General features: G+C 50.1%; 26 protein-coding genes, 1 tRNA gene and 1 pseudogene. 18 read left to right on the plus strand and 10 right to left on the minus strand.

Features of this window, described 5'->3' with window-relative positions; all coding sequences use genetic code 11:
* Positions 1–33 precede the first annotated feature (33 nt).
* The 4 genes from QZQ46_RS07475 to rpsR all read left to right on the plus strand — a co-directional run bounded on the left by QZQ46_RS07475 (position 34) and on the right by rpsR (position 4961).
* Positions 34–3777 carry a phosphoribosylformylglycinamidine synthase gene (locus QZQ46_RS07475; RefSeq protein ID WP_296828484.1) on the plus strand — a complete coding sequence of 1248 codons (3744 nt, stop codon included), beginning with the start codon at positions 34–36 and terminating at the stop codon, positions 3775–3777.
* A gap of 163 nt (positions 3778–3940) precedes the next feature.
* The gene (gene rpsF / locus QZQ46_RS07480; RefSeq protein ID WP_044503356.1) at positions 3941–4225 is read left to right on the plus strand and encodes a 30S ribosomal protein S6; all 285 of its coding nucleotides are present in this window, start codon (positions 3941–3943) and stop codon (positions 4223–4225) included.
* A 16-nt stretch (positions 4226–4241) separates the two neighbouring features.
* A complete protein-coding gene (locus tag QZQ46_RS07485) occupies positions 4242–4685 on the plus strand; it encodes a single-stranded DNA-binding protein (RefSeq protein ID WP_062411743.1) in 444 nt (147 codons plus the stop codon).
* Positions 4686–4730: 45 nt separating this feature from the next.
* Positions 4731–4961, plus strand: a complete 231-nt coding sequence (gene rpsR, locus QZQ46_RS07490; RefSeq protein ID WP_044503354.1) for a 30S ribosomal protein S18 — start codon at positions 4731–4733, stop codon at positions 4959–4961.
* Positions 4962–5009: 48 nt separating this feature from the next.
* On the opposite strand, the gene QZQ46_RS07495 is transcribed toward rpsR, so the two are convergent.
* Complete coding sequence (locus QZQ46_RS07495; RefSeq protein ID WP_296828487.1) at positions 5010–6260, minus strand: amidohydrolase family protein; 1251 nt, start codon at positions 6258–6260, stop codon at positions 5010–5012.
* 21 nt (positions 6261–6281) lie between these two features.
* A complete protein-coding gene (locus QZQ46_RS07500; protein WP_296828525.1) occupies positions 6282–7160 on the minus strand; it encodes a diacylglycerol kinase family protein in 879 nt (292 codons plus the stop codon).
* A 186-nt stretch (positions 7161–7346) separates the two neighbouring features.
* Between QZQ46_RS07500 and QZQ46_RS07505 the strand changes: the two genes are divergently transcribed.
* A complete protein-coding gene (locus QZQ46_RS07505) occupies positions 7347–8954 on the plus strand; it encodes a gamma-glutamyltransferase family protein (RefSeq protein ID WP_296828489.1) in 1608 nt (535 codons plus the stop codon).
* Between the two features lie 68 nt (positions 8955–9022).
* Positions 9023–10036, plus strand: coding sequence for a 1-aminocyclopropane-1-carboxylate deaminase/D-cysteine desulfhydrase (locus tag QZQ46_RS07510; protein WP_296828491.1), 1014 nt, complete (start codon positions 9023–9025; stop codon positions 10034–10036).
* A gap of 15 nt (positions 10037–10051) precedes the next feature.
* Here QZQ46_RS07510 and QZQ46_RS07515 read toward each other — a convergent pair whose 3' ends face one another.
* On the minus strand, positions 10052–11047 hold the full coding sequence (locus tag QZQ46_RS07515; RefSeq protein ID WP_296828493.1) for an inorganic phosphate transporter: 996 nt from the start codon (positions 11045–11047) through the stop codon (positions 10052–10054).
* Complete coding sequence (locus QZQ46_RS07520) at positions 11040–11669, minus strand: DUF47 domain-containing protein (RefSeq protein ID WP_296828495.1); 630 nt, start codon at positions 11667–11669, stop codon at positions 11040–11042. Before QZQ46_RS07520 ends, QZQ46_RS07515 begins: the two co-directional genes overlap by 8 nt.
* A 222-nt stretch (positions 11670–11891) precedes the next feature.
* Between QZQ46_RS07520 and QZQ46_RS07525 the strand changes: the two genes are divergently transcribed.
* The 4 genes from QZQ46_RS07525 to QZQ46_RS07540 all read left to right on the plus strand — a co-directional run bounded on the left by QZQ46_RS07525 (position 11892) and on the right by QZQ46_RS07540 (position 15252).
* On the plus strand, positions 11892–13220 hold the full coding sequence (locus QZQ46_RS07525) for a nucleobase:cation symporter-2 family protein (RefSeq protein ID WP_296828496.1): 1329 nt from the start codon (positions 11892–11894) through the stop codon (positions 13218–13220).
* Between the two features lie 51 nt (positions 13221–13271).
* Positions 13272–14381: a L,D-transpeptidase family protein gene (locus QZQ46_RS07530; RefSeq protein ID WP_296828499.1), complete on the plus strand. Its 1110-nt coding sequence runs from the start codon at positions 13272–13274 to the stop codon at positions 14379–14381.
* A 166-nt stretch (positions 14382–14547) separates the two neighbouring features.
* Complete coding sequence (locus tag QZQ46_RS07535) at positions 14548–14943, plus strand: NifB/NifX family molybdenum-iron cluster-binding protein (protein ID WP_296828501.1); 396 nt, start codon at positions 14548–14550, stop codon at positions 14941–14943.
* Between the two features lie 27 nt (positions 14944–14970).
* Positions 14971–15252, plus strand: a complete 282-nt coding sequence (locus QZQ46_RS07540) for a glutaredoxin (RefSeq protein WP_044503346.1) — start codon at positions 14971–14973, stop codon at positions 15250–15252.
* On the opposite strand, the gene bioA is transcribed toward QZQ46_RS07540, so the two are convergent.
* The 4 genes from bioA to QZQ46_RS07560 form a co-directional block, all read right to left on the minus strand.
* Positions 15249–16595 (minus strand): adenosylmethionine--8-amino-7-oxononanoate transaminase, encoded by a 1347-nt coding sequence (bioA, locus tag QZQ46_RS07545; protein WP_296828503.1) that lies wholly within the window; start codon positions 16593–16595, stop codon positions 15249–15251. The two genes, QZQ46_RS07540 and bioA, sit on opposite strands and share 4 nt — an antisense overlap.
* Positions 16596–16608: 13 nt before the next feature.
* A complete protein-coding gene (gene bioD, locus QZQ46_RS07550; protein ID WP_296828505.1) occupies positions 16609–17277 on the minus strand; it encodes a dethiobiotin synthase in 669 nt (222 codons plus the stop codon).
* Positions 17278–17294: 17 nt separating this feature from the next.
* Positions 17295–17861 (minus strand): biotin transporter BioY, encoded by a 567-nt coding sequence (locus QZQ46_RS07555; RefSeq protein ID WP_292279922.1) that lies wholly within the window; start codon positions 17859–17861, stop codon positions 17295–17297.
* Between the two features lie 206 nt (positions 17862–18067).
* The gene (locus QZQ46_RS07560) at positions 18068–18625 is read right to left on the minus strand and encodes a manganese efflux pump MntP family protein (RefSeq protein ID WP_296828507.1); all 558 of its coding nucleotides are present in this window, start codon (positions 18623–18625) and stop codon (positions 18068–18070) included.
* Positions 18626–18900: 275 nt separating this feature from the next.
* Here QZQ46_RS07560 and QZQ46_RS07565 point away from each other — a divergent pair, with 275 nt between their 5' ends.
* From QZQ46_RS07565 to QZQ46_RS07595, 8 genes are all read left to right on the plus strand, one after another.
* Complete coding sequence (locus tag QZQ46_RS07565) at positions 18901–19677, plus strand: hypothetical protein (protein ID WP_296828509.1); 777 nt, start codon at positions 18901–18903, stop codon at positions 19675–19677.
* Positions 19678–19907: 230 nt separating this feature from the next.
* Positions 19908–20480, plus strand: coding sequence for a kinesin (locus tag QZQ46_RS07570; protein ID WP_296828511.1), 573 nt, complete (start codon positions 19908–19910; stop codon positions 20478–20480).
* 226 nt (positions 20481–20706) lie between these two features.
* A complete protein-coding gene (locus QZQ46_RS07575) occupies positions 20707–21288 on the plus strand; it encodes a GNAT family N-acetyltransferase (protein ID WP_296828513.1) in 582 nt (193 codons plus the stop codon).
* Between the two features lie 295 nt (positions 21289–21583).
* Entirely contained in the window at positions 21584–21982 is a 399-nt protein-coding gene (locus tag QZQ46_RS07580; protein ID WP_296828516.1) for a TerB family tellurite resistance protein, read from the plus strand.
* Between the two features lie 24 nt (positions 21983–22006).
* The gene (locus QZQ46_RS07585; protein WP_296828518.1) at positions 22007–23563 is read left to right on the plus strand and encodes a hypothetical protein; all 1557 of its coding nucleotides are present in this window, start codon (positions 22007–22009) and stop codon (positions 23561–23563) included.
* 17 nt (positions 23564–23580) lie between these two features.
* Entirely contained in the window at positions 23581–24588 is a 1008-nt protein-coding gene (locus QZQ46_RS07590) for a hypothetical protein (protein ID WP_296828520.1), read from the plus strand.
* Positions 24588–24902 (plus strand): YkgJ family cysteine cluster protein, encoded by a 315-nt coding sequence (locus QZQ46_RS10590; protein ID WP_366135394.1) that lies wholly within the window; start codon positions 24588–24590, stop codon positions 24900–24902. The genes QZQ46_RS07590 and QZQ46_RS10590 overlap by 1 nt, the downstream gene beginning before the upstream one ends.
* A 392-nt stretch (positions 24903–25294) precedes the next feature.
* Positions 25295–25759 carry a YhcH/YjgK/YiaL family protein gene (locus QZQ46_RS07595; RefSeq protein ID WP_296828522.1) on the plus strand — a complete coding sequence of 155 codons (465 nt, stop codon included), beginning with the start codon at positions 25295–25297 and terminating at the stop codon, positions 25757–25759.
* A 514-nt stretch (positions 25760–26273) separates the two neighbouring features.
* On the opposite strand, the gene QZQ46_RS07600 is transcribed toward QZQ46_RS07595, so the two are convergent.
* Positions 26274–26349: transfer RNA gene (locus QZQ46_RS07600), tRNA-Thr, on the minus strand.
* Between the two features lie 94 nt (positions 26350–26443).
* A pseudogene (locus QZQ46_RS07605) lies at positions 26444–26601 on the minus strand (IS30 family transposase); the annotation flags it as partial.

Genomic DNA, 26601 nt, shown 5'->3' on the forward strand with positions numbered 1-26601 from the left:
TGATAAGTATCTATCTTTGAGGGAGGTTATGACATGCAGTCTATCCGACGTTTGTATGTTGCCAAGAAAGGTATTTTTGCTGATGAGGCAAAGCGATTACTCACTGATTTACAGGAAAACCTGTTGATAAAAGGGTTAACTGATATTCACATTTTCCACCGCTACGACGTATCCGGTCTCGATGATGCGGCTTTCGAAGCGGCTAAAAATATGATTTTCTCGGAACCGCCTGTCGATGCCGTTTATGATACACTGCCAACGAAGGAAGGCGATACGGTCCTGGCCGTCGAATACCTTCCCGGCCAATACGACCAGCGTGCGGATTCGGCTGTTCAATGTCTGCAGATGCTGACCATGAAAAATGACAGCCTCGTTCGGACGGCACAGGTGATCGTCCTGTCCGGCAGCTTATCGGCCGAAGATATCGATGCGGTCAAGCACTACTGCATCAACCCCGTCGAAGCTCGTGAAGCTTCGTTGGAACCGGCTGAATCGTTAGAATTGGCTTGGGAAAAACCGGCTGACGTCCCTACTGTCGAAGGCTTTATCTCCATGGACGATGTGGCCTTGACCGACCTTTCGGCGCAGATGGGCCTGGCCATGAGCTTCGACGATTTGAAGTTCGTCCAGACGTACTTCCGCGACGAAGAAAAACGGAATCCGACGATTACCGAAATCCGAGTCATCGATACCTACTGGTCGGACCACTGCCGTCACACGACGTTCATGACCGAACTCACTGATGTTTCATTTGAAAAAGGAACCTTTACGGCTCCTATACAGCGGGCTTATGAATCCTATAAGACGACGCGGGAAAACCTGAACCGCCAGAAACCTCAAACCCTCATGGATATGGCAACCATCGCCGTCAAAGAACTGAAAGCGGCCGGTAAACTCGATAACCTCGATGAATCGGAAGAAATCAATGCCTGCACGATCATCATTCCCGTCGACGTCGATGGCGTCGAAGAAGAATGGCTCCTCTTATTTAAAAACGAAACCCATAACCACCCGACTGAAATCGAACCGTTCGGCGGTGCTGCGACCTGCTTGGGCGGTTGTATTCGCGACCCCTTGAGCGGCCGCTCCTATGTCTATCAGGCCATGCGCGTAACCGGCGCCGGTGATCCCCGCCAGTCCGTGCAGGATACGCTGGTCGGCAAACTGCCGCAGCGCAAATTGACGACAGGCGCTGCCAAGGGCTACAGCTCCTACGGCAACCAGATCGGCCTGGCAACGGGTGAAGTCAAAGAATACTACAATCCGGGCTTCGTCGCTAAACGAATGGAAATCGGCGCTGTCCTCGGTGCGGCACCTCGTAAGAACGTCGTCCGTGAAGAACCCCTTCCCGGCGATATCATCATCCTCCTCGGCGGCAAGACCGGCCGTGACGGCTGCGGCGGTGCTACGGGCTCTTCGAAGAAGCACACCGTTGAATCCTTGGAAACGTGCGGTGCTGAAGTTCAGAAAGGGAACGCCCTGACCGAACGGAAAATCCAGCGCATGTTCCGCCGCCAGGAAGTAACGACGCTTATCAAACGCTGCAATGACTTTGGTGCCGGCGGCGTTTCCGTCGCTATCGGCGAATTGACTGACGGCCTCGACATCAACCTCGATAAAGTCCCTAAGAAATACGAAGGCCTCGACGGAACGGAATTGGCTATTTCTGAATCTCAGGAACGAATGGCCGTTGTCGTGGCCCCGGAAAATGTCGATAAATTTATGAAATATGCTGCCGAAGAAAATCTGGAAGCGACGATTGTCGCCGTGGCTACCGATACCAAGCGGCTGGTCATGCATTGGCGCAATCAGAACGTCGTCAATATCACCCGCGCCTTCCTCGATACTAACGGCGTTACTCAGCGCCGTAAAGCACTGGTCACGGCACCGGAAGACAAGGATTTCTTCAAGGCCCCGGCTGTAAAAGACGTCGCTAAGACCTGGCTCGACACGATGGGAACTTTGAATATCGCTTCGGAACAAGGCCTGGCCGAACGTTTTGACAGCACTATCGGCGCTCGTACGGTCCTCATGCCTTTCGGCGGCAAATATCAAAAGACGCCGGTTGAAGGTATGGTTGCCAAGATTCCTGTGGAAAAAGGAAACACGACGACGGCCAGCATCTTTACCCACGGCTACGATCCGGACCTTGCCATTTGGAGCCCCTTCCACGGCGCTCTCTATGCCGTCATCCAGTCCATTGCCAAGCTCGTTGCCCTCGGCGGCGACCGCAAGAAAGTGTACCTCACGATGCAAGAATTCTTCCAGAGCCTGGGACAGAATGAAACGGCCTGGGGCCAGCCGGTCAGCGCCCTTCTCGGTGCTTTTGTCGCTCAGCAGGTCATGGAAGTTGCCGCCATCGGCGGTAAGGATAGCATGAGCGGTACCTTTGAACACCTGACAGTTCCGCCGACTCTGGTTTCTTTCGCCATTGCTCCGGAACATACCGATCATATCGTATCGCCGGAATTTAAGGCTGCCGACGATGCCGTCCTCCTCTTCGATTTGCCGCGTAACGGCGAAGGGATGCCGGACTTTGATACCTTTAAACAGCATTGTGATTTCCTCCATCAAGCCGTCGTCGACGGTAAGGTCAAAGCCATGCATGCCGTCGGTCAGGGCGGTATTGCAGCTGCTGTCGCTCAGATGGCCTTTGGCAATCGAATCGGCTTTGCCGTAGACTCGGCCTTTGATGTGCAGGAACTGTTTAACCTTCGCTACGGCGCACTCTTGGTTGAAACCGACAGTGCGACGGCTGCTGAATGGAGTAAACGCGCTCAGGTCAGCTTGGTCGGCAAGACGACTGATGCGGACAACATGGTTGTCGATGGCGTAACGATTGCCTTAAGTGATCTTCAAAAGGCTTGGGAACAACCGCTGAATCAGATTTTCCCGATCAAAGATAAGGATGGACAAGGTGACGCTGAACTGCCCTTGTTTACCACCTATGGCCCTCGCCGCAGCGAGTCCTTTGGCGCACCGAAGGTATTCATCCCCGTCTGCCCGGGAACGAACTGCGAATACGATTCGGCTGCTGCTTTTGAACGGGCCGGTGCAACGACGGACGTCATGGTCCTGCGCAACAATACGCCTCAGGATTTGGCGGAATCCATTGATGAAATGGCTAAACGCATCGCCAAGGCGCAAATCATCATGTTCCCCGGCGGCTTCAGTGCCGGCGACGAACCGGAAGGTTCGGGCAAATTCATTGCCACCTTGTTCCGCAACCCCGTCTTGTCCGAAGCTTTGGACAGCCTCTTGTATCAGCGTGACGGCTTAGCCCTCGGCATCTGCAATGGCTTCCAGGCCCTGATTAAACTCGGCCTCCTGCCCTATGGCAAGATTCAGCCCTTGAAGGCCGACAGCCCGACCTTGACCTATAACTCCATCGGCCGCCACCTGTCCCGCATGGTCGACACGAAAGTCGTTTCGGTCATGAGCCCCTGGTTCAGCAGCTGCAAGGCCGGTGACATCCATACCGTTGCTATTTCTCACGGTGAAGGCCGCTTTATTGCGACGCCGGAACAGATTCGTGAACTGGCCGCCAAAGGTCAGATTGCGACGCAGTACGTCGACTTGTCCGGCAAGGCTTCCTATGACAGCGAATACAATCCGAACCAGTCGGTCCTGGCTGTTGAAGGCATTACCAGCCCCGACGGCCGAGTCCTCGGCAAGATGGCACATACGGAACGGTTCAGCGCCGACGATATCTTTAAGAATATTGACGGCAATAAACTCCAGCCGATCTTCACGTCCGGTGTAAACTACTTTAAATAAAACAAAGTAAATGAAGACAGTCTTTCCTGCTTTTTGCGGCAGAAAGACTGTCTTTTTTCTTGCATTCTTCAAGGGCCTGTGATATAATTAAAAAGCTTGATTCGTGTCAAGCTCCTAACCCTTCTGCGGGAAGGGTCATATGTCCAAAAGAGGAGGTGATTTCGTGAACAAGTACGAAGTCATGTTTATTGCACGACCGGTCGAAGAAGCTGAAGTAGATCCCATCGTTGAATTGGTATCGAACCTTCTTACCAAGAACGGCTGCAGTATCGAAAAGGTAGATCGTTGGGGGAAACGCCATCTGGCATACCCTGTTAAGAAACAGGCTGATGGCTACTACGTTTTGATTAACTTTGAAGGCGAACCTGAAGTCATCAAAGAAATCGACCGTGTCATCAAAATCCACGATACTATTCTGAAACACTTGATCGTCAAGATCGACGAATAACCGGAGGCGCAAAGGTATGAACTCAGTACAATTATTAGGGAATTTGGCTCGAGACCCGGAAATCCGTTTTACGAAGACCGGACGAGCTGTCGCTATGTTTACCGTTGCCTGCACGCGGTCGTACGTTCCGACCGGCAGTTCAGAACCGCGGGAATTAACTGATTTTATTCCTTGTGTTGCTTGGGGTAATTTGGCGGAAAACTGTGGCAACAACCTGACAAAAGGAAGCCGTGTCTTCGTTCAGGGCCGTATCTCTGTTCGTTCCTATGACGGACAGGATGGCCAGAAACGCTATCGCACGGAAGTTGTCTGCGACTTTGTTGCCCAGACAATGGGATCAGATCATCAGCAAGCTGCTGCTCCGGCACAGCCTGCCAATGTATCGCAGCCGAAACCGGCTGCTGCCGGCGCCGGCTTTGACAGCATGGGCTCCAGCACGGATGAAGAAATCCCATTCTAAAAGGTCAGACACGCCCCTTCTGATTCTTGAAGGAGGAAACTATACATGAGAAGAGATCGCTCGAGAAAACCGAGAAGAAAAGTATGCAGCTTCTGCGTTGATCATGCTGAACTGATCGATTACAAAGATACTGCAAAGCTTCGCCGTTTCACAACAGAACGCGGTAAAATCTTGCCGCGCCGTATTTCCGGCGTTTGCGCTAAACATCAGCGCAAACTGACTGTTGCTATCAAACGCGCACGTGCTATCGCACTCTTGCCGTACACGGCTGAATAATACACGAAAAAGACTGTCGCTCAGCGACAGTCTTTTTTTGTTGTAATCTTAAATTTGCTTTCCGTTTACATAGCGGGCAATGATATTTCGGTCATCGCCGTCGTAAATGAATTGCTGCAGCTTTTCAAAAGGCGTCCGTTCCAGTCCTTCGATATCGTCGTCCATATGGATGACTAAGGCATCGAAATCATAGCCCTTTTCGAAACTGCCGATATTTCCATAGAATTGACCGGGCCCTTTCGTGGCCAAGTACAAGCCTTCGCCGATGGTGAGGGCTTTTTCTGACGGATGATTCAGGGAATAGAGCTTTGAAATTTCGATGGTCAAGGCGATTTGCTTGTTCATGGCCGGTGTATGGCCGGCAGCGACGTCGCTGGCAATGGTGCAGCGCAACCCTTTAGCCAGATTTTCCCGCAGAGGCATGATGCCGCTGGTCAGATTGGCATTGGACTGGGCACAGTGGGTCAAGTAAACGTCTTTTTCTTTAAGTAAACTCTTTTCTTCATCAGAAAGGTAGATGGCATGGGCCATCAAGGTTTTATGGGGCCTCAGGAGGCCGAAGGCGTAGTAAACGGCGGTGTACGACGGAAGGTCCGGGTGGAGCTCTTTGACCCAGGCGACTTCATTGCGGTTTTCCGACAAGTGAGACTGGACGGGGAGGTCGTATTTTTCGCAAATCCGGCTCAGGCCGGTCATTAACTTTTCCGTCGTCGACGGGACAAATCGCGGCGTTGCGATGAAGCGAATACGGTGCAGCTCTTCGCGGCTGCGGAGGACGAGCTCTTCCGTATCGGCCAGGGAGCGGTCCGTATCTTCCTTCAGATAGTCCGGGCTGTTCCGGTCCATGTTTACCTTGCCGACGAAGCCTTTTAACCCCATGGCTTCGGCAGCTTTCATGAGCTGCCATGTGGCATCCTTATGAATGGTGGCAAAGGCGGAAAAACACAAGGTTCCTTCGGCTTTTAAACGAGCGAGGAAGGCACGGTAAACTCGGCCGGCAAAGGCCGTATCGGAAAAACGGCCTTCCGTAGGAAAGGTATAGTTTTCCAGCCAGGGCAGAAGTTCTTCGTCAAAGCCCAGGCCGCGGTTGATGTACTGCGGTGCATGGATATGGAGGTCGGTAAAAGACGGGATGATGATGTCGCCGCCGTAATCGACGACGGATGACGGATCGGCATGGTCCGGCAGGTCTTGGGAAAAGCCCAAGACCTTTCCGTCTTCTACGTGGATATATTGATTTTCAAGGATGATGAATTCTGTTTGTGATGGGGTATAGAGAAAATTTCCTTTTAGAAACATGTAAACTCCTTTTATGATTGTTTATTCAGGTACATAGACCGATAAGAATGAGGGAAGAACCTTGATGTCGAGGGGGAAGGACGGGCCCGAATCTCCGTCCATATTGGTGGAAAGGGGCTGGTCGCCGACGAGTTCGATGCGTACCTCGTCCAAGGCTTTCAAGGTCATCAATTCCGACGTCAGAGGCTGACCGGATAAGAATTCCGGAATGACTTTGATCAGGTCTAAATAGTTGAAGTCCTTGAAGATTCCCAACCAAAGCTTACCGTCGTCGACTCGCGCCTGAGGGGCCAGATTGCGAAAACTGCCGACGGAATTGGTCAGCATGGCGACGATGAGGGGCGAGCGGTAGATAGAGGTCCCTTCCGAAGTCGTGATTTTAAATAAAGACGTCTCGTGGGCCTGCATGGCGCGGATGCCCGTGAGAAAATAAGCCAGGGGGCCGAGGCGAGTCTTCTGTTCAATCGATACGTGTCCGACGGCTTCGGGCATGATTCCCGTCGCAATGGTATTGATGAAATAGCGGTCGTTGGCCTTGGCTATATCGACTTTGACGGTCTTGCAGCGGGGCAGCATGTCAATGGCTACTTCCGGGTGGAGGGGGATATTTAAGGCCCGGGCCAGATCGTTGATCGTACCCAGGGGGATGAATCCGAAGTCGATCGGTTTATTGGCCTGAGCCAAGCCGTTGATCGTTTCGTTTAAGGTTCCGTCTCCGCCCATGGAAAAGACGGCGTCGAATCCGATAAGGGCCGCTTCTTTAGCCCATAGGGTCGCGTCGCCGGCCTTCTCTGTTTCCCGTAATTCTACGTCGTCAAACATATTTTCCAATTGGCGTCTTAAATTTTCCTTGTGGTATTTTGCTCTCTCACGCCCTGCCGTAGGGTTAATGATTAACATACACCGTTTCAACTTGCTTCTACTCCTTACACTGTAAATTCTTCTCGAAATGAATCATGCAACTACTATTATAGCGAGAAAAGTACTGTTCGGGAAGGTGCGGACAAGGATTTGTTTGAATTTTGTCGAACTCTTTCAAGAGGATATTGTTTACGTTTGTGTTCTTTTGAAAGGAAGTAAGGCTTTATGAAGTTTGATGGTGCTGTTTACCCTTGCGCCTCTCATCGAGAGGTCGTTTACGGCCGCCGCGGCATGGTCTGCACATCCCAGCATCTGGCTGCCCAGGCAGGTCTCGATATGCTGAAAAAAGGCGGAAATGTCGTCGATGCCGCCTTGGCTACGGCCATTTGCCTGACGGTTTTGGAACCGACCAGCAACGGCTTGGGAAGCGATGCCTTTGCCCTCATCTGGATGGACGGGCAGTTATACGGCATCAATGGCAGCGGTTGGTCGCCGGCAGCCTTGACTCGGAAGCGCTTAGTTGATGAAGGTTATAAGGAAATGCCTCTTCGCGGCTGGTATCCGGTTATGGTGCCCGGTGCGCCGGCGGCGTGGGACGAAGTTCATCGCCGCTTTGGTAAACTTCCGTTTACTGATTTGTTTGAACCGGCCATTGCCTACGCCCGGGAGGGCTATGCCGTCATGCCCAATATGGCTGCCATGATGGCCGACAGTGCCCGGGCTTTTCAACCGTATCGGGAGGACCCTCTTTTCCAGCCTTTATTTGATATCTTTTTCCCCCATGGCAGGGCTCCTGAGGCCGGGGATATCCTGACTCTGCCGGATCTTGCAGTGTCCTTGGAACTCCTGCGGGACAGTCACTGCCGGTCGCTCTATGACGGTGAACTGGCCCGTGACATTGTCCGCTGGTCGAAAGAGACGGGCGGCCTCTTGGACGCTGATGACTTAGCCGAGTATCGCCCTCAATGGGTAGAGCCGATACGCACCGATTATCGGGGCTACGATGTCTGGGAAATACCGCCTAACGGCCACGGACTGGTCGTCCTCATGGCCCTCAATATCGTAAAGGGGTTTACCTTCGATAAACGAGGCGATGTCGAATCGATTCACCGTCAGATTGAAGCCATGAAATTGGCCTTTGTCGACGGGAAAAAATATATTGCCGATCCGCGGTTCATGAAGACCGAGGTCGTTGATTGGTTGTCTGACTCGTATGCTGAGGCGCGGAGACAGGAAATCGGTGAACGGGCTCTGCTGCCGGAACCGATCAATGTAAACTCCGGCGGAACCGTTTACTTATCTGCTGCCGATGGGGACGGCAACATGGTTTCCTTTATTCAGAGCAACTACAACGGTTTCGGATCAGGCATCGTCATTCCCGGACGGGGGATTTCGCTCAACGACAGGGGCCATAATTTTTCTATGGATGAGGCCAGCGACAACTGCCTGGGGCCGAGAAAAAAATCATACCACACGATTATTCCCGGCTTCTTGACGAAAGACGGGAAGGCCGTCGGTCCCTTCGGCGTCATGGGCGCTTTCATGCAGCCTCAGGGACAGCTTCAAGTGCTCCTGAATACCATCGACTATCATCTCAATCCCCAGGCTGCCCTCGATGCACCTCGCTGGCAGTGGGTCGGCGGAAAGACCATTGAGGTCGAGCCGGAAATAGGGCAGGACATCATCGATGGCCTGCGCGCGCGGGGACATGATATCGTCGTTAAAAAGGATATCCAGACCTATGGCCGAGGCCAAATTATTTGGCGAAATGAGGAAGGAACACTGGCCGGCGGAACGGAGCCGCGAGCTGATGGAGCGGCGGCTGCCTGGTAGGGGGAGGTTCCTTTTCTTCTCCTTTAAAATATGATAGGATGGAGAAAACAAAAGGAGGTACATCCCCAATGAAACCGATAAAACCGAAACTTTCCCTTTTAGACACTGCGCCGACGCCGCTCCAGTATTTGTCCGGCTTGTCGCAGGAGTTATTCCGCGAAATATACATTAAACGCGACGATTTAACTCCCTTGGGAGGCGGCGGCAACAAGCTGCGCAAATTAGAGTATTTAATGATAGAAGCCTTGAATACCCAGGCGACGACTATCGTTACCGTCGGAGCCCCACAGACCAATCACGGCCGATTGACGGCTGCCGTAGCCGCTAAATTCGGCCTGCACTGCATCATCGTCGCCGTCGGTGACACGGACGGTGAACTGAGCGGAAACTTGTTCTTAGACGGTATCTTCGGCGCCCGCGTCGTCTTAAAGCGCGATGACGGGCGAGACCACGACGTACAGCTCGAAGAAACGGTCAAGAAGGTCATCGAAGCTGAAGTAAAGAAAGGTGAACAAGTTTACTTCATCCCCATGGGCGGCAGCGATACGACGGGCCTTCTCGGTTATATGGACTGCGCTCGTGAACTCGATGCTCAGGCAAAGGACCAGCAGATCAGCGGGGCTACAGTCTACGTCCCCGTCGGCAGTATGGGCACCTATCTCGGCTTGTACTGCGGGCTTAAATCGATCGAATCGGATTTAAAACTAGTCGGCATTGCCGTCATGCCCTTCGATATGGAAAAATTAAAGGCCTACTTTACGCAGGCCAAAGAAGAATACGGATTTAATTTTGATGGTGATTTCCACGTCGAAACAGGATATATCGGAAAAGGTTACAATGAACCGGAACCGAGGATTCGCGAAGCCATTTATACCATGGCTCGCCACGAAGGCATCCTGCTCGATCCCTGCTATACGGGAAAGATGTTTGCCGGCGTCTTGTCCATGATCAAGGAAAAGAAAATCAAGTTGGGACGCCAGGTCATCCTTCTCCATACGGGAGGAATGCCGGCCCTGTATGCCAACCCCCATCGGGGAAAAATCGAACGGGAGGTACAGGACCTGATTCAAGTCATAAAATAAGGACGATAAACGCGTTTAAAAGAAAAGGTGCTGCAGGATGAAGTAGGATAAGGCCCCCATGACAGCCGTGCAGGGGATGGTCATGACCCAGGCCGTGACCATCTGGCGGGCAACGCTCCAATGGACGGCTTTGACGCGCTGGGCCGATCCTACACCCATGATGGAGCCGGATACGACGTGGGTTGTCGAAACGGGCAGGTGAAGCAAGGTTGCCGAAAAGATGACGACAGCTGAGTTTAAGTCAGCGGCAAAACCGTGGACGGGGTGCATCTTAAAAATCTTGCCGCCGACGGTACGGATGATTTTCCAGCCGCCGACACTGGTCCCCAAGGCCATGGCCAGGGCGCAGAGAAATTTTACCAGGTCCGGTACTTCAAGGCTGGTGATGAAACCGCCGGAGACCAGGGCCAGGGTAATGATACCCATGGATTTCTGGGCGTCGTTGGAGCCGTGGGAAAAGGCCATCAGAGCTGCCGAAACGACTTGCAGCCGGTTGGCAACTAAGTTTACTTTGGCCGGTTTAAAGGAGTGGCATATTATGAAGATGATCTTCATGATGATGAAGCCCGTAATGATGGCCGAGATAGGCGAGATGATGAGGGATAAGACGATTTTTAAAATCCCGAAGCCGTTGAGGGCGGCCACGCCGGCCGAGACGATGATGGCACCGATCATGCCGCCGATGAGGGCGTGAGACGAGCTGGATGGCATTCCCACCCACCAGGTCAGGAGGTTCCAGATAATGGCGCCTACGAGTCCGGCAATGATGATCATTTCATTGACTAAGGTCGGCGAGACGACGATGTCGCCGCCGATGGTTTTGGCGACGCCCGTAGAAATCATGGCACCGAGGAAGTTTAAAATGGCAGTGCCGACGATGGCTACGCCGGGGCGAATCGCCCGCGTCGATACACAGGTGGCAATGGCGTTGGCTGTATCATGGAAGCCGTTTATAAAGTCGAAGACGAGGGCCAAGATGACGACCATAATGATGAGCGACGTATCAAGCATACTTCATGGTCACCTCTTTGATGGTATTTGCCAGGGTTTCGACGTTGTCCGATGCTTCTTCCAACGTTCCCAGGATGTCTTTCCAGCGGATGACATTGAGCAGGTCTTTTTCTTCGCCGCTGAACAGGCGTGAAATTTCTTGGCGGTAAATATGGTCTATTTCCGATTCCAATCGATTTAACCGTTCGGCATGGCGCATGAGGTTCGCTTGATTTTTATCGATATCTTTTAAGAAGGAGAAAATCTTATTCAATTCTTCGCCCATGAAGATCAGCTGTTCGGTAATGGCGATAGCCGCTGCCGGAGCTTCTGTGACGTGGTACATGCTGGTGCGCATCAACGCACCTTGGAGCGAATCGATGCTGTCTTCAAGCTGGCACGTTAATTTATAGAAATCTTCGCGGTCAATGGGCGTGATGAAGACTCGGGATAACTTGAAGATGATGTCTTGGTTCGTTTTGGATGAGGCATGTTCCAATTTTACGATTTCTTTTAAATGAAGAGAAATGGTGGAAACATCCTGCATAACTTCGTTGGCAATTACGGCGCCGCGGTGGAAGTTTTCGGCGTTGGCTATGAGATAGTCGAAGAATTCTTCGTGTTTATTGCTGATACTGAACATGTTTATTCCTCCTATACAGACATGCAAAACATTATATAAGGGTTGTATCAGCGTTTTGAAAAGAATATGTAAAGAACAGGTAAAATATAATGATGAGCTTTGATTTTTTGGCGGCGATGGTATAATGAAGTCATTGCTATTATTTTTCATACGACATCGCCGATTACGGCCGAAGACCGGCTCGCGATGGTGCTTATTCTGAACATGAGGTGACTTTTACAAATGAATGAAGAACGAACCGCACAGATTCATCCCGTCGACGAAATGCTGCCGACTGGCCAACTGTTTGCTTATGGGCTGCAGCACGTCCTGGCGATGTATGCCGGTGCCGTTGCCGTACCTATCATTGTGGCCCAGGCCTTGCACCTGTCGCCGATGGAATTGGTCCACCTGATCAATGCCGATTTGTTTTCCTGCGGGATTGCGACCTTGATTCAGACCCTGGGCTTTTGGAAAGTCGGGGCCCGCATTCCCATGATTCAAGGCGTTACCTTTGCCTCGGTCACGCCGATGATCCTTATCGGGGCTGAACACGGCATTACGGCGATTTATGGGGCCATCATCATTGCCGGTTTGTTTACCTTCCTGATTGCGCCCTTTTTTAGCCGGTTCATTCGGTTTTTCCCGCCCGTCGTCACCGGGACGATCATTACCATCATCGGGATTACCCTGCTTCCGGTAGCCGTAAACTGGATGGGCGGCGGCAATCCTAAATCTCCTGATTTTGCCTCGCCGATGAATTTATTCCTCGCTTTCATTACTTTAGTTATTATCATCGCCATTTATCGCGGCGGCAAAGGCTTTTTGAGCAATGTCTCCGTCCTCTTGGGACTCATTGGCGGCACGATTATCGCCATGGCTTTAGGGCAGACCGATTTTTCGGAAGTCGGCAACGCTTCTTGGTTTGGCTTGGTTACTCCATTTTCCTTCGGCCTTCCGACCTTTGACATCGGCTCCATCTTATCGATGATGGTCGTCATGATCGTCACTATGGTAGAAACGACGGGCGACTGCATCGCTATCGGGTCGATCGTAGGCACTCCTATCGGACGTGACCGCTTGTCCCGCTGCCTTCGGGCTGACGGTTTGTCGACGGTCATCGGCGGTATTTTGAACAGCTTCCCCTATACGGCCTTTGCCCAAAACGTCGGCTTGATTGCCGTTACCCGCGTAAAGAGCCGTTTCGTCGTCGCTGCATCGGGCATCATTCTTATTGCTCTGGGCCTCTTTCCCAAGATGGCTGCCGTCGTAGCGTCGATCCCGAATTCCGTTTTAGGCGGAGCCGGCGTGGCCATGTTCGGCATGGTCATTGCCAGTGGTATCCGTGCCTTGAGCAAGGTCGAATTTGACGGAACGTATAACTTGATGATCGTTGCTGTCAGCATCGGTGTCAGCATGATTACCCTGACAGCTCCGAACTTCTTCCACAGTTTCCCGTCTTGGGCCAATATCGTTCTCCACAGCGGGATTACTCTGGGAAGCATGACGGCCGTCGTCCTTAACCTGATACTGAACGGCTTCGGTCAAGGAGATGGCATGGATGATAATTAAATAGCTGTAAATGAAAGTAAATTGATATTACTTGAAAGTGAGGGATTTTTTTTGCTGAAAAAAATGGTAGCCCTGACCTGTGCCGTCGCATTGACCACAGGGGCGGCTTGGGCAAATGCAGAGGAACTCAAAACAGCACCGGCTCCTTTTGCAGTTAAGGTTGAAATAAAGCCTGCCGCTGCACCGCAGGATGAAGATAAGTCTGTTCAACCGGCGGTAAACAAGGCTGCAGCCGAAACTCAACAAAAGACTGAAAAGGCTGCAAAAAAATCGACGGAGAAAAAAATCGGCGTCAACATAGCCAGCCGCATCTTGACCCTTTATGAAGGCGATACAAAAATCAAGATGTATCCCGTAGGCGTCGGCAGGACGTCGACACCGACGCCGACCGGTTTTTATGCAGTACAAAATAAAGAAGTGAATCCGACTTGGATTGACCCGGATGATACGAGCATTCAAATCCCGGCTGGGCCGGATAACCCTATCGGCTATCGCTGGATTGGTTTTCACGGCAATTACGGCATTCACGGGACGAACAATCCCGGCTCCATCGGCGGCTACGTCTCCAACGGCTGCATCCGCATGAAGGAAGCCGATGTAGAAGACCTGTATCGGTACGTATCGATCGGAACGCCGGTCACGGTATACTATGACCGCTTGGTCATCGATGTCAGCCCGGATCACGCCGTATCCTACTACGTCTATCCCGACGGCTACGGCTGGCAGGCCTTGAGCGTGGCCCAGGTTAAAAAAGCTTTGGCCGGTTATGGTGTAGAAGACTTTGCCGAATTTAAGGAAATTTCAGATAAAATTAATCGTTCTGACGGCAACGTGACCTATGTGGCCAAAGCCTATGATTTAGTTGTAAACGGAACGAAATTGTCTAAACGAGCTCTCGGAAAAAATGATCAAATCTATCTGCCGTCAGTGACCGTTGCGACGGCCCTCGATTTGGATTTGCGCTGGAATCCTCAGCAGGGAATCTTGACCAGCCCGTATGGTATTGCACCGGGCTATGTAAAGAGTGACGTCGTGTATGTAAATGCCGCTGACGCCTATGCCCTGTTTCATCTAAAGGGGAGTTTAACACCGGACTACGTCTATAACATGTACTCTGTAAAAGGAAATAAAACGCCGACCGTCGTCATTTCCCGCGGCTAAGGAAAAAGGGGCTGTGAAGAATGGAGTTAACCGTTCTTCACAGCCCCTTGTTTTTATTGACAAATACTGACATATGTCATATACTTTAGAAAAGATTGATGACATATGTTGAAAATGAAAATATAAAAACTTTGTCAAGTTATAGCGTATTTAAGGAGAATCTGATATGATGAAGATAGCTGTTACCTATGAACATGGTGATGTTTACCAACATTTCGGCCATTCATCACAATTTAAACTGTATGATGTCGAAGACGGCCGTCTGGTTGAAGCTCGTATCGTCGATACGGAAGGACAAGGTCACGGTGCGCTGGCCTCCTTCTTGACGTCTCTCGGTGTCACGACGGTCATTGCCGGCGGAATCGGCGACGGTGCCAGAAAGGCCTTGGCCGATGCTTCCATTCAACTGTATGGCGGCGTCTCCGGCAGTGCCGATGAAGCCGTCAAAGCCTTGTTGGCCGGCACCTTGGAGTTTAACCCCAACCCGTCCTGCGGCCATCATGGACACGAAGGCGGTCACCATGGTCATCATGAAGGCCACCATCATTCTCACGATCTTTGATTATTTTCCTGAAAGGAGCGGATTATCTTGAAAAATATTACTGCCTTTTACTTACATAGCTGCCCGTACTGCAAAGGTGCTAAAGAAGCTCTTGCTGAACTGATTGAAGAAAATCCGGAATACCGCAAGGTTACCGTTGACTGGTATGAAGAAACGGAAAATCCTGAAGCTGTAAAGGGGCACTCCTATTACTATGTACCGTCCATGTTCATCGGCACGGAAAAGCTGTATGAAGCACAGCCGGGCCAGTCTTACGACGAAATTAAAGCTCACGTCAAAGCTGCTTTAGACGCTGCCCTGACGGCTTAATCGTCACCCAGTACGGCGTGAACGGCTTCACAGCAGCGTCGAACCGCTTCGTCCATGGTCTCTTTTTCAATGGTCAGTGGCGGATTAAAATAGAGGATGTCGCCAATGGGACGCAGGACCAGACCAAGATCCATGGCTTTGCGGAAAATGTGCCATCCCGTTCGTTTTTCCGGATTGAACGGGCGTTTACTTTCTTTGTCCTCTACTAATTCAATAGCGTTGATCAGACCGATGTGGCGGATTTCGCCGACGTTGTGATGGCTGCCGAGAGCAGCATCTAACTTTTCATGAAGGTAGATGCTTTTCTCGGCAGCTTTTTTTAGGATGTCATCGCGTTCCATGATTTTCAGGACGGCCAGGGCTGCCCGGCATGCCAAGGGATTGCCGGCGTAGGTATGGCTGTGAACGAAGGCCTTATGGGTGTTGAAATCGCCGTAAAAAGCCTGGTAAACGGCATCGGTCGTAATCGTCAGTGACATGGGCAGGTAGCCGCCGGTGAGGCCCTTAGACGTACAGAGGATATCGGGACTGATGCCGGCGTGTTCGATGGCAAACATCTTCCCCGTTCGGCCGAAACCGGCAGCGACTTCGTCGTCGATGAGGAGGACTCCGTACTGGTCGCAGAGGTGACGCAGGCGCCGTAAATATTCCGGCGGATAGATTCTCATGCCGGCAGCTCCCTGCAGAATCGGTTCGACAATGAGGGCTGCCGTTTCCTTTCCGTAAGCGGCGAAGGCTTTTTCTGCGCCGATGAAGCATTCACAGTCGCAGTTTTCACGAGTTTTGCCGTAGGGACAGCGGTAGCAGTCGAGACCGTCGAAGTGGATGTTGTGCATCATCATGGGCTTATACATTTGAGCGTAGAGATCCATACTGCCGACGGACAAGGCACCGATCGTTTCGCCATGATAGGATTCGGACAGGCACATGAAGCGCTGACGCTTCGGATGACCTTGTTGGTACTGGTATTGGAAAGCCATCTTCAAGGCACATTCGACGGACGAAGACCCGTTGTCGGTAAAGTTAAAATGAGTCAGCCCCTTGGGCAGCAGCGGCTGGAGTGTTTGGCACAGTTCGATGGCCGGGCGATGGGAAAAGTTGGCAAATATGACGTGTTCCAGTTTATCGAGTTGGTCTTTAATGGCGTCGTTGATTTCTTCGTTGGCATGGCCTAAGAGATTGCACCACCAGGAACTGATGATATCGATATATTCTTTGCCGTTGGTGTCGTAGAGATAGCAGCCTTTTCCATGGTCGATGACGACGGGCGGAAAGACTTCGGCATCCTTCATCTGTTGGGCCGGGTGCCAGATATATTTTAAATCGGTTTCAAGTAAATTCATGTAAACGTCCTCCTCATTGGTATAACTGAATCAATTGGCCGGCATCGGCATCGATGATCTCGTCGTTATCGGCGACGACGGCTAATACCGGTTTTTGACTTAGTTTTTCAATCATGCGGATATTGTCTTTTTCCATGGGGCTCCCCGTGTAGTGATTAACGATGAAACCTTGAACGGGGAGTTGTTTTGCTTTCATATAAAATGCCGTTAAGACGGCGCCGTTGATCGTACCGAGACCGGCGGGACAGATGATGAGCGACGGCAGGTCCAGCCAATGAATGACGTCTTCTAACTGGAAAAAGGCCTGTTCATCATCGCGAAGGGGACAGATGATGCCTCCGCTGCCTTCGACGGTGACGTAGGGATAGCGGGTCGTTACTTTTTGCCAGTCGTGGAGAATGACTTCCTTTTCAATGGGGCGGCCTTCCCAACGGGCGGCTAAATGGGGGGATACGGCATGGCTGTAGAGATAGGACAAGAGCAGGTCCGGATCTTCTCCGATGGCTGCCGTCCGGTTGACAAAGCCGGCGTCACTGTCGGCGACGGTCGGGGCACCGCTGATGGCAGCTTTATAGTAGCCGACGTCGTAGCCGTGTTGACGCAGGGTCTTGACTAAGAGGGCCGTTACATAGGTTTTGCCGATATCCGTACCGGTCCCGGTAATAAATAATCCTTTACTCATGGTGAATTAACTCCTTTCTAACGCGGCAGGCTTCGCTGGATTTGACGGGTCAGAAAGGCAGCGACGATGCACAAGAAGATGTCTCCCGGAATGGGCAGTAAGAAACAGTAAACGAATAGGGTCCACAAGCTGATGGGTGTTCCCAGATAGAGGTTGTTTATCATGGTTAAGTAGGCCATACCGGCGGTGTAAATGACGATCAGACCGGCAAAATTAGCCATGAGGAGATCTTTCAAGGACGGGTGGGCACTTTGGTGAGCTAAATATCCCGTCAATCCGGCTCCGCCGATGAAGCCCAGGAGATAGCCGAAAGTCGGCTGGAAGATGTAAGACGGGCCGCCGCCTGATGTAAAAACAGGGACTCCGACTAAGCCCAGGAGGACATAGACGCCGACGGAAGCGGCGCCGCGGCGGCCGCCCAAGATGGCCCCGGCCAGGGTAGTGAACAATAATTGCAGGGTAAAGGGACAGAAGGGCACGGGGATGCGGATAAAGGCACCGATGGCAATCAAAGCTGTAAATAAGGCGAATAGAACCAAGTCCCGCGTAGTACAGCGGCGTGCAGACAAGGCTGATGAAGACATGAAACCACTCCTTTAAGTATAATTGTAAACCAAAGTTATTTGTGATTTGGTTCACGATATTTATGATTATACGAGGTCACATTCTTATTGTCAATCATAAAATTATAAATATAGTTAACAATAAGGACAAAAAAGCGCAGCAACGATTATCATTGCTGCGCTTTTGGAGTGCGATTGGAAAATAAAGCCTTTACATAAGGCCTTGGTTATAAGAGACCCAGTCCTTGGAGGAGAATCTTCAAGCCGATGAGGATGAGGACAATGCCGCCGACGAGTTCGGCTTTGCTCTTATAATGGTTGCCGAACAGCCCGCCGGCCTTTATACCGATGGCCGAGAGGAGAAAGGTCGTAACCCCGATGATGGTCACCGAGGGAATGAGCTGTATGTTCATGAAAGCGAAGGTGACACCGACAGCTAAGGCATCGATGCTTGTTGCAATGGCCAGCATCAGCATCGTATAGGGTTGAAGAGACGGGCTGCAGCTGCCGCTGGCTTCCCGAGACTCTTTAATCATATTAAGGCCAATGGCACTCAGGAGAATGAAGGTGACCCAATGGTCGTAGGCATCGATTAATTCAATAAAAAAGCTGCCTAAAATATAGCCGATGGAGGGCATCAAGGCCTGAAATCCACCAAACCATAAACCGACAATAATCATATGATGCCATTTGACGTTGCGAAGGGATAAGCCCTTACAGATGGATACGGCAAAAGCATCCATCGACAAGCCGATGGCGATTAAGATCAAATCCAGTATATTCATTAATTGCTCCTCTTTCGTTCCTGACTACAAGATAGACTGCAATTTACTTATTATAAAAGATGTGCCTCTTTATGTCAATGGAAAGTTGACCGATTGAGTGTGATTTTGGCGGCGGGCTGTCGTACACCTCCTTGCATGTTGTTTACGTAGTTTGGAAGCCGGGAATGGAGCGGCTTTGTAAACAAGAATAAACACGGTTGAGAACTATTGTTTTCCTATGGCAAGAAGCGTATAATAAGGGACTGCAGGAAGTAAACTAAGGGGAGCGATTAAGAATGAAAAAAATAGCAAAAAACATGGTTTTGTGTGCGCTGATGACGATGAGTTTATCGGCCATTTGTGCTGCCGAAGAGGCGGCTGCTCCAGAGGCTGAACCGCAGGTGACCGTCGCCTCGACAACCCAGGCTCAGCCAAATCAGACTGTCGCCGATTGGCTGGCACCGGCTGCCGGCGATTGGTATAATACTAAGGGCGATTTAGTTCTGACTGTCGAGGGGGCCGCTATCAACGGTTCGGCCGTTACGGATATTGAAGACTACACCGACGGCTATCCTCGTAAAGGAACGTTTACCATTCGTGAACAGGCCGGGAATCGGGCTATGACACTGGACTTAATGGGGCATAAGTCTCACCAATACCTCATCATGGATGATACGACGCCCTTGAGACGTTCGATTAACGGGGATCACTACGAATCGATTGGCGGCGTTTACTTGGGAATGACCCAATCCGACTTGGAAGCTGCTTACGGACAGGCTGACAGCACTGTTCCTGATCAGGATACGTCACGCCTTATATTCGGCAGTCACCATATGGACGTTTACCTTCGAGCCGGCATCGTCATCGGCATACGGATTTACGATGGCAGTGATTTGAAATTTGATAAGTCTGGCTTGGGCGCAGCCGACACGGCAGAATCTTATGCCAAAGCCTATGGCTGGGAAACGACGCCGACCGTTCCGACCGATGGGACTTCCATTTCTCGTGCCTATAAACTACCGCAGGGAGAGTACCTGCGCTTTGGGCAGGATTTCGTACAACTTTCCATTTAATCACGTTTAATTTCTTCGGCAGTCGCAAGTGGTCCGAGCCTGGCGAAAGTCTGACTTATGATAAATTCGATAGGGGCAGTTGCATTATTTGGTGAAATGATGTAAACTAAAAGAAAGGAATTTAGATGCGTTTTCATTGTGCCGGCCGGCATGGTTAAGCCCTTTATTTCTTAAAAAAAGAGCCTGGTAAATCGAAAAACGGCTGTAGTAAATGCGAGGAGAGAAGATACGTGATTACAACAAAAGACTTAATGGACCGCTATAATATCAAGACCCGTCAGGGGATTATTCAGTTCGTCAAAAAACATTTAGATGAAATTAATCACGACGGGCAAGAACATGCTACGATACAGAAGGGCGAATGGTCCTTCGATACGGAAGCCGTACGCATTTTGGACCAATTGCGCGGGCTGCATGACCAGGCGACGATTACCGAGCTGGAAAGCGAAAAGGTGTCCAATGCGCAGCAAGAGTCCCATAATCTCCGTATCTTACTGCTCAAAACCCAGCAGGACCTCAATACGGCACAACAGCAGGTCATCACCTTGCAGCAGAGCCTTATTGCCAAGCAGAATGAATTGTCGGAAGTACAGGTGAAGGCCCTGGAAGGCCAGCAAAACAAGGATCAGGCCGCGGCCCTTCAAGGTGAAGTCGACCGACTGAAGGAAGAAGGCCGGGCCATTGAAGAGGAGCAGAAACAGCTTCAGGAAAAATTGTCTTCCGTTGAGGCAGAACGAGACAGACTGCGTCAGGAGCTGACGGAAACAAATAATCGACCGTGGTGGAAGAAGCTTTTTGCGTAGTACCGGTCTTGATCAGGAGCCGTTTGACAGGCGGAATATCTGCACTGTCAGACGGCTCTTCTTTTATTCTTTTTGGCGGCGCCGGCGATTCAGGTTGCTTATGGACGGGCGATTCCGGTTGTGCTATACTTTACCTCACCATTACCTCAAGGGACCGATGTCCTACGAAAAGATCTGCGCTTGAGGCTAAGGTAAACACATGAAGTGAAAGGATGTGATCTTTAAGATGCGTAGTCAGTCAATCTCTGTTCGCATTGCTCGGGAAGATGATGCACCAGCCCTGGCCCGAATTTACGCCTATTATGTAAACGAAACGGCAATTACTTTTGAATATCAGGCTCCGGATACGACGGAAATGGACAGACGGAGAAAGACCATTTTGGCCCAATATCCTTATTTGGTGGCCGAAAAAGACGGCCTTGTCATCGGCTATGCCTATGCTCATGAGTTTTATGGGCGGGAAGCCTATGCCTGGTCTGTCGAATCGACGATTTACATCGATAAAGTTGCTCGCCAGTCGGGAATCGGACGTATCCTTTACGAAGCTCTGGAACGGGCCCTGAAGGCCATGGGCATTCTTAACATCAATACCTGCATTGCCATTGCCAAGGATCCGGAGGACCCGTATTTGACCAATGGCAGCTTTTCTTTTCATCAGCGATTAGGCTATGACAAGATTGCCCACTTTCATCACAGTGGCTATAAATTCGGCCGTTGGTATGATGTCATTTGGATGGAAAAAATGATTGGAGACCATGTGGAAAATCCGACGCCGATTATTCCTTTCGATGTTTCAACTAAATTTTAAACTCAAAGTAAACTAAAAATCGACTTTTCTGTTTACAGCGAAGGCGATTTTTGTTTACTTTCCTTTGGAAGAGAGTCTTTTCCCTATCGGCTCCCTTATGCTCGGTGCTACGATAAGGTTAGGTCTCGGACGTGTTTTCTGATATAATTAATATAAACAGTATTCACTCGTGAAGACGGCTCTTTTTATGCCGCCTTTTTGAAGCAAGTGGAACTTCAGATTTGTCTTTTCCCTTCAGAAGAAAGGACGGGGCTTTATATTATTTATAGGGATAATCCAAAAGGAGGTAACTACCATGTTTCTGGGAAACTTCAGCAAGGAAGAGCAGGCAGTCTTTTTGAATTTAGCTTATACGATGATGTATGCCGACCATGAAGTCAAAGATGACGAAAGAGAAAAGTTTCAGTTATATCAAAGGGAAGTAGAGGCCGATATCACAAAGGCTGAAGTCGTAGACTTTGCGGCAGAAATCGCGAAATTACAGAACCTTGACTTACCCAAAAAGAAGATGATGCTGTTTGAACTGTTGGGTATTGCCTTTGCAGACTTTGAATACGCCGACGATGAACGAATTTTGATTGAGCAGGCAGCCTCCTTTTTGGGGGTGTCTCCCGTTGATACCGATCGGATGACGACGTTGGTTCAGGATATACTGCGCATCTATGAGGAAGTAAATGCGGTTATTACGCGCTGATTGGGAAAGCCAAGAGGTAGACGGATGAATAAGAATAGACGGTCAAAAGAAGAAACTAAAAAATCAAGAATCGATGCCGTCATTTCAGGGATTACCAATGCCGAAACGGCCGAAGACATCCTCCTTCACGGTACTGCCGGCAAGGAACACGTCGTGGCCTATGAAGGCTTTGACCATGAAACAGGAAGAGCCCTTAAACGAGGATTAAAGGATATTTCCAAGAGTAAAGTAAATCCGCAGTATAAGGAACAGAATATCAAGCAGCAGGCAGGCTTTTCTGCAGAGGTAAAGGAGACGGCTCGGGAAAACGCTGATCGAATCCTTGGCAAAGATCCGACCCGAAAGGTGCGGACCGATGATATCGGCCGTGTAAACGACCCCTTATATGACCATGTAGAGATTGATGCCAATGGTAATATAATACCGGGATCGGGATCGCAGATGAAGTTCGTCGGAAAGAATCCGAAAGAATGTCTGAATAAGCTCATGTCCGGGAAATATAAAAAATATCGCGATGCCAATGCAGCCATGGAAGTTCCATCTGATTTCTACGATGGCGTCTGCCAAGAAATCGACAACAGCGTTGCTGATTTGAAGCGCCAGATTGAAGGCGCTAAACGGCAAGGAAAGATGGATGTCGCCCAAAAGAAACAGGCTCAAATCGACGATTTGAAACGGACCCGGAGAAATCTGAGAAAATCCCGCGTCTCCCAGTCAGAAGCCGTCGAAGCGCGGAAGAATCCCCGCCTGTCTACAGCCAAAGATATTCACCGCCTGAGTCATGATGCAGGTGTCACGGCTGCAGCATACGGTGCCGGTATCGGCGGGACCATCAGCGGCCTGCAAAATATCGTTTCAGTACTGCGAGGAGAAAAAAGCCCTTCCGATGCTCTTTGCGATACGGCCCTGACGACTGGAAAAGCAGCGGTCTCCGGATATGTCATGGCCTATGGCAGTACGGCGGCGATTTCTGTTATGCGCAACGCCAGTCAATCCTTTGTCCGGTCGTTGTCAAAAACAAATCTTCCGGCCATGGTCGTATCGACGGCAGTCACGTCAGTGGATACGGTTTGGCAATGGATGAACGGTAAGATTACAGGAACGGAATGCCTCCAAGAGATGGGCAAGAACGGTTTTACTTTGTCCTCTTCGGCTGCTTATGCGGCGGCGGGGCAAATGCTGATTCCCATTCCCGTCGTCGGAGGCCTCATCGGCGGCATGGTCGGCTATTCTGTTGCCGGTGCCTGCTATGGAGAATTGGTGGCTGCCTTGAAGGAGGCTAAACTTGCCAGGGAAGAACGCATCCGTATCGAGCGTGAATGTGAAGAAGCTATAGCGGCCATGCGTCAATACCGCCAAGACATAAACCGTATAGCCGATATGTACCTTACAGACTATCGAAATACCTTTGATGCGGCCTTTTCCGATATGCAAAACGCCATGGGAATCGGCGACATCGACGGCTTTATTGCCGGGGCCAATCGGATTACGCGTAAACTGGGCGGGACGACGAATTTTGATTCATTTGAAGAATTTGACCGACGGATGAACGATCCGGAACCCTTTAAATTTAAATTTTGATGAAGGAGGTAAGACGAATGCCTATCCCTATTTTACTCGGCCTTGGTGTTGCTGCCGGTGTGACCGGTGTGGTAAAGGCCGTTGGTGCTAAACAAAAGAACGATGAAGCAAAAGATGTAAACGAGAAAGCAAAGAAAGTTTACGATAACGCACAATCCGATGCCGATAAGGCTCGCCAGGCAGCGAATGAATCTGTCCAAAACTTGGGACAGCTCCGGATAGATACACTGCAGAACGAGATTTCACAGTTTATGAACGCCTTCAATCAGATTCACCACATGGAAGCCTCTTTTTCCGAAGACCTTGGCGGTCAATTGAAGTGGAACAAAGAGCAGTATCTGAAAATGAAAGAATTGGAGACCCTTTCCTTCTCTATGGCGTCCGGTGCCTTTAAAGGATCGGCAGCCGGTGCCGTAACTGCTTTTGGTGCCTATGGCGGCGCTATGACTTTTGGCGCAGCGTCAACGGGTACGGCTATTGCCAGTTTAAGTGGGGCCGCTGCATCCAATGCGACCTTAGCATTCTTAGGCGGCGGATCCCTGGCAGCCGGAGGACTCGGCGTTGCCGGCGGGACTATGGTCTTAGGCGGATTGGTAGCAGGCCCGGCTCTGGCTGTTTTGGGATTTACCTTGAGTGCCAAGGCGTCAGCTAACTTAGACAAGGCCCGCAGCAATTTGGCCAAGGCCCGGGAAATCGCTGAAGAATTGGCGACCGTAAGAGATGCCTGCTATAAGATTCGCGACGTTGCCCATATGTATGAGGCAATGCTTCAAAATTTGAGAGTCCTCTTAGCATCTATGACCGAGTCATTAGAATCGGTCATTCGGGATTACGGAACAGACTACCGGGACTATTCGGAAAATTCTAAACACACCGTTGCCGCCGGCATGGCCGTTTTCCAAGCCATTGCGCCGATTATCAGCGCTGCTATTATTACCAAAGACGGGGCTGTCGACGAACGAGCTCTCCGGATTATCGGCGGGACGAAAGATCGGTTAGTGGAATTAAGGCAGCTGCTGCAATGATGACCTTCCCCTGTATCCGGTGCGGCGAATGCTGCCGCCATGCCGGAGAAGTTCCGCAATTAGCTCCGAGAACTGATGCAGACGGCGTCTGCCTATATCTCGATAAAAGAACGAATCGATGCACCATCTATGAGACGAGACCGAATGTATGCAACGTATCGTATATGTATCAGGCATACTTTAAAGACCGAATGACAGAAACAGAGTTTATTCGGAAGAATCTGAAGGTTTGCTGTCAGTTAAACAAGGTTGCCGGGAACGATGGAAACGTTAAGAAACTACAGGATCTGTTGATTTCTCTTCATAACCGGTGACAAGGGCCTTTTATGAGGTGGAAAATACAGTCACTTCATTAGCGGGCATTTCGAGAAAAAACGAATATATGGCATAAGGCGTTATCCTTTTCAGATATAAAACAGAGCCGGCAAATTTGTCTGCTCTGTTTTTGTATGCCCGTAATATGAGTGTCGTCGCTAATCCTTATTTTGCGTCATGCATTTGCGGTGAAAGCTGTATGGGGGAATCCTTAGGACGTTGGTGAGGATGAGAAGTTTGCATATTGATAGTACGGGAGAATCTCGGTATACTAATGGTTGAGATAAATTTACAAATACAAGTGGCGAGAAATTTTTGGCGATTCATGCGATGAACTGTCGCAGCTTATAAATGGATCAAGAACTTATTTTTTTTATTGGAGGGGTATGTTATGATTTTTTCATCTCTTTATGCCAACAACCGAAGTATCGTCTTTCCGAGTGCCATTGAAGAGGCACTTGAGTATTTAAAAAGCCATGATTTTACAACCATGGAACCAGGGGTTTATGAAATCAAGGGAAAAGACATCTATGCACAAGTTTTTGATACAGAAACGAAGCCCGTTGAAAAACAGCGTCCGGAAGTCCATGAAAAATATATCGACGTTCAATTCCTGGCTTCCGGGAAAGAAAAACTCGGTTTTACGCCGGATACCGGCAACTATGCAGTTGCAGAACGGGATGATGATCGCGATTTAATTTTCTATAAAGAAGTAGAAAATGAAGGCTTTGTGGAAGCCCGTCCGGGCTGTTTCAGCATCTTCTTCCCGGAAGATGTTCATCGTCCTGCCTGCGCATCGGGAGAAACGATGACCGTTCGAAAGGTTGTTATAAAAGTCAGCGTCGACTTACTGTAATGGATGTAGAACGTTTCATCATCCTAACTTATAAGAAGGTCTCTGACGAAGAATTACAGGAGATAGTCATAGATTAGATTTCATGGCAGCAGGCCAGAAAATCAGGAGGGCCATACAGCCTCGAAGACATTCGGTGAGATGCCGGGAATATTCGTCCCTACGACGATGCCTGGGATATGTATTACGACGAAACCTAGCCTGGGATGGAACCCTGTGATGGTTAATAAAAATGCCGCGTCATAGAGATTTACTTCGACGAGATTTTTTACTTAAGGCACTGAATATTTTGATGTACAAAAAAAGCCCGTTCCGGGCTTTTTTTCGTGATGACAACGGGAGTCACGACGAAGACGATCCGCTGCCTTACGGACGACATAGAAGAGCAACTCGTCGTGGTAAGCTCGATAGGGCCGTCGTACAAAAATTATTTTTAGGGTAGATAGAGCCTGATTATGCTTGTTTTGCATAAAAAAATAACCTTGCTATTGAGAATAGCAAGGTTATAATTAAGTGTTGGAGCCACTAATAGGATTTGAACCTACGACCCTCTCATTACGAATGAGATGCTCTGCCAGCTGAGCTATAGTGGCAAGTACTCTTATATTATAGTCACGCGAGGTGCTGTTGTCAACACTTTTTTTCTGACAGCGTGATATTTTTTTCTGGGGTTAATTGCAACACCAATTAGGACACTCGAGACAATTCAATCTGAAATTTAGATTCAGCATCCTCATAAGCAAAGATTTTTCGAGGCAGTTCGTTGATCCAGCGTTCAATCATCGCAATAGTTTTAGACGACACCTTAGCTAAATCGCTTCCTTTGGGAATGAAACGCCGGACAA

The organism is uncultured Megasphaera sp. (assembly GCF_900539295.1).
GTDB lineage: Bacteria > Bacillota > Negativicutes > Veillonellales > Megasphaeraceae > Megasphaera.

What these genes read in the sequence shown, in the direction of transcription:
- QZQ46_RS07475 (WP_296828484.1), top strand. Translation starts at nt 34, where the DNA reads ATGCAGTCTATCCGACGTTTGTATGTTGCCAAGAAAGGTATTTTTGCT.
- QZQ46_RS07485 (WP_062411743.1), top strand. Translation starts at nt 4,242, where the DNA reads ATGAACTCAGTACAATTATTAGGGAATTTGGCTCGAGACCCGGAAATC.
- rpsR (WP_044503354.1), top strand. Translation starts at nt 4,731, where the DNA reads ATGAGAAGAGATCGCTCGAGAAAACCGAGAAGAAAAGTATGCAGCTTC.
- QZQ46_RS07495 (WP_296828487.1), bottom strand. Translation starts at nt 6,260, where the DNA reads ATGTTTCTAAAAGGAAATTTTCTCTATACCCCATCACAAACAGAATTC.
- QZQ46_RS07500 (WP_296828525.1), bottom strand. Translation starts at nt 7,160, where the DNA reads ATGTTAATCATTAACCCTACGGCAGGGCGTGAGAGAGCAAAATACCAC.
- QZQ46_RS07505 (WP_296828489.1), top strand. Translation starts at nt 7,347, where the DNA reads ATGAAGTTTGATGGTGCTGTTTACCCTTGCGCCTCTCATCGAGAGGTC.
- QZQ46_RS07510 (WP_296828491.1), top strand. Translation starts at nt 9,023, where the DNA reads ATGAAACCGATAAAACCGAAACTTTCCCTTTTAGACACTGCGCCGACG.
- QZQ46_RS07515 (WP_296828493.1), bottom strand. Translation starts at nt 11,047, where the DNA reads ATGCTTGATACGTCGCTCATCATTATGGTCGTCATCTTGGCCCTCGTC.
- QZQ46_RS07520 (WP_296828495.1), bottom strand. Translation starts at nt 11,669, where the DNA reads ATGTTCAGTATCAGCAATAAACACGAAGAATTCTTCGACTATCTCATA.
- QZQ46_RS07525 (WP_296828496.1), top strand. Translation starts at nt 11,892, where the DNA reads ATGAATGAAGAACGAACCGCACAGATTCATCCCGTCGACGAAATGCTG.
- QZQ46_RS07535 (WP_296828501.1), top strand. Translation starts at nt 14,548, where the DNA reads ATGATGAAGATAGCTGTTACCTATGAACATGGTGATGTTTACCAACAT.
- bioA (WP_296828503.1), bottom strand. Translation starts at nt 16,595, where the DNA reads ATGAATTTACTTGAAACCGATTTAAAATATATCTGGCACCCGGCCCAA.
- bioD (WP_296828505.1), bottom strand. Translation starts at nt 17,277, where the DNA reads ATGAGTAAAGGATTATTTATTACCGGGACCGGTACGGATATCGGCAAA.
- QZQ46_RS07555 (WP_292279922.1), bottom strand. Translation starts at nt 17,861, where the DNA reads ATGTCTTCATCAGCCTTGTCTGCACGCCGCTGTACTACGCGGGACTTG.
- QZQ46_RS07560 (WP_296828507.1), bottom strand. Translation starts at nt 18,625, where the DNA reads ATGAATATACTGGATTTGATCTTAATCGCCATCGGCTTGTCGATGGAT.
- QZQ46_RS07565 (WP_296828509.1), top strand. Translation starts at nt 18,901, where the DNA reads ATGAAAAAAATAGCAAAAAACATGGTTTTGTGTGCGCTGATGACGATG.
- QZQ46_RS07575 (WP_296828513.1), top strand. Translation starts at nt 20,707, where the DNA reads ATGCGTAGTCAGTCAATCTCTGTTCGCATTGCTCGGGAAGATGATGCA.
- QZQ46_RS07580 (WP_296828516.1), top strand. Translation starts at nt 21,584, where the DNA reads ATGTTTCTGGGAAACTTCAGCAAGGAAGAGCAGGCAGTCTTTTTGAAT.
- QZQ46_RS07585 (WP_296828518.1), top strand. Translation starts at nt 22,007, where the DNA reads ATGAATAAGAATAGACGGTCAAAAGAAGAAACTAAAAAATCAAGAATC.
- QZQ46_RS07590 (WP_296828520.1), top strand. Translation starts at nt 23,581, where the DNA reads ATGCCTATCCCTATTTTACTCGGCCTTGGTGTTGCTGCCGGTGTGACC.
- QZQ46_RS10590 (WP_366135394.1), top strand. Translation starts at nt 24,588, where the DNA reads ATGACCTTCCCCTGTATCCGGTGCGGCGAATGCTGCCGCCATGCCGGA.
- QZQ46_RS07595 (WP_296828522.1), top strand. Translation starts at nt 25,295, where the DNA reads ATGATTTTTTCATCTCTTTATGCCAACAACCGAAGTATCGTCTTTCCG.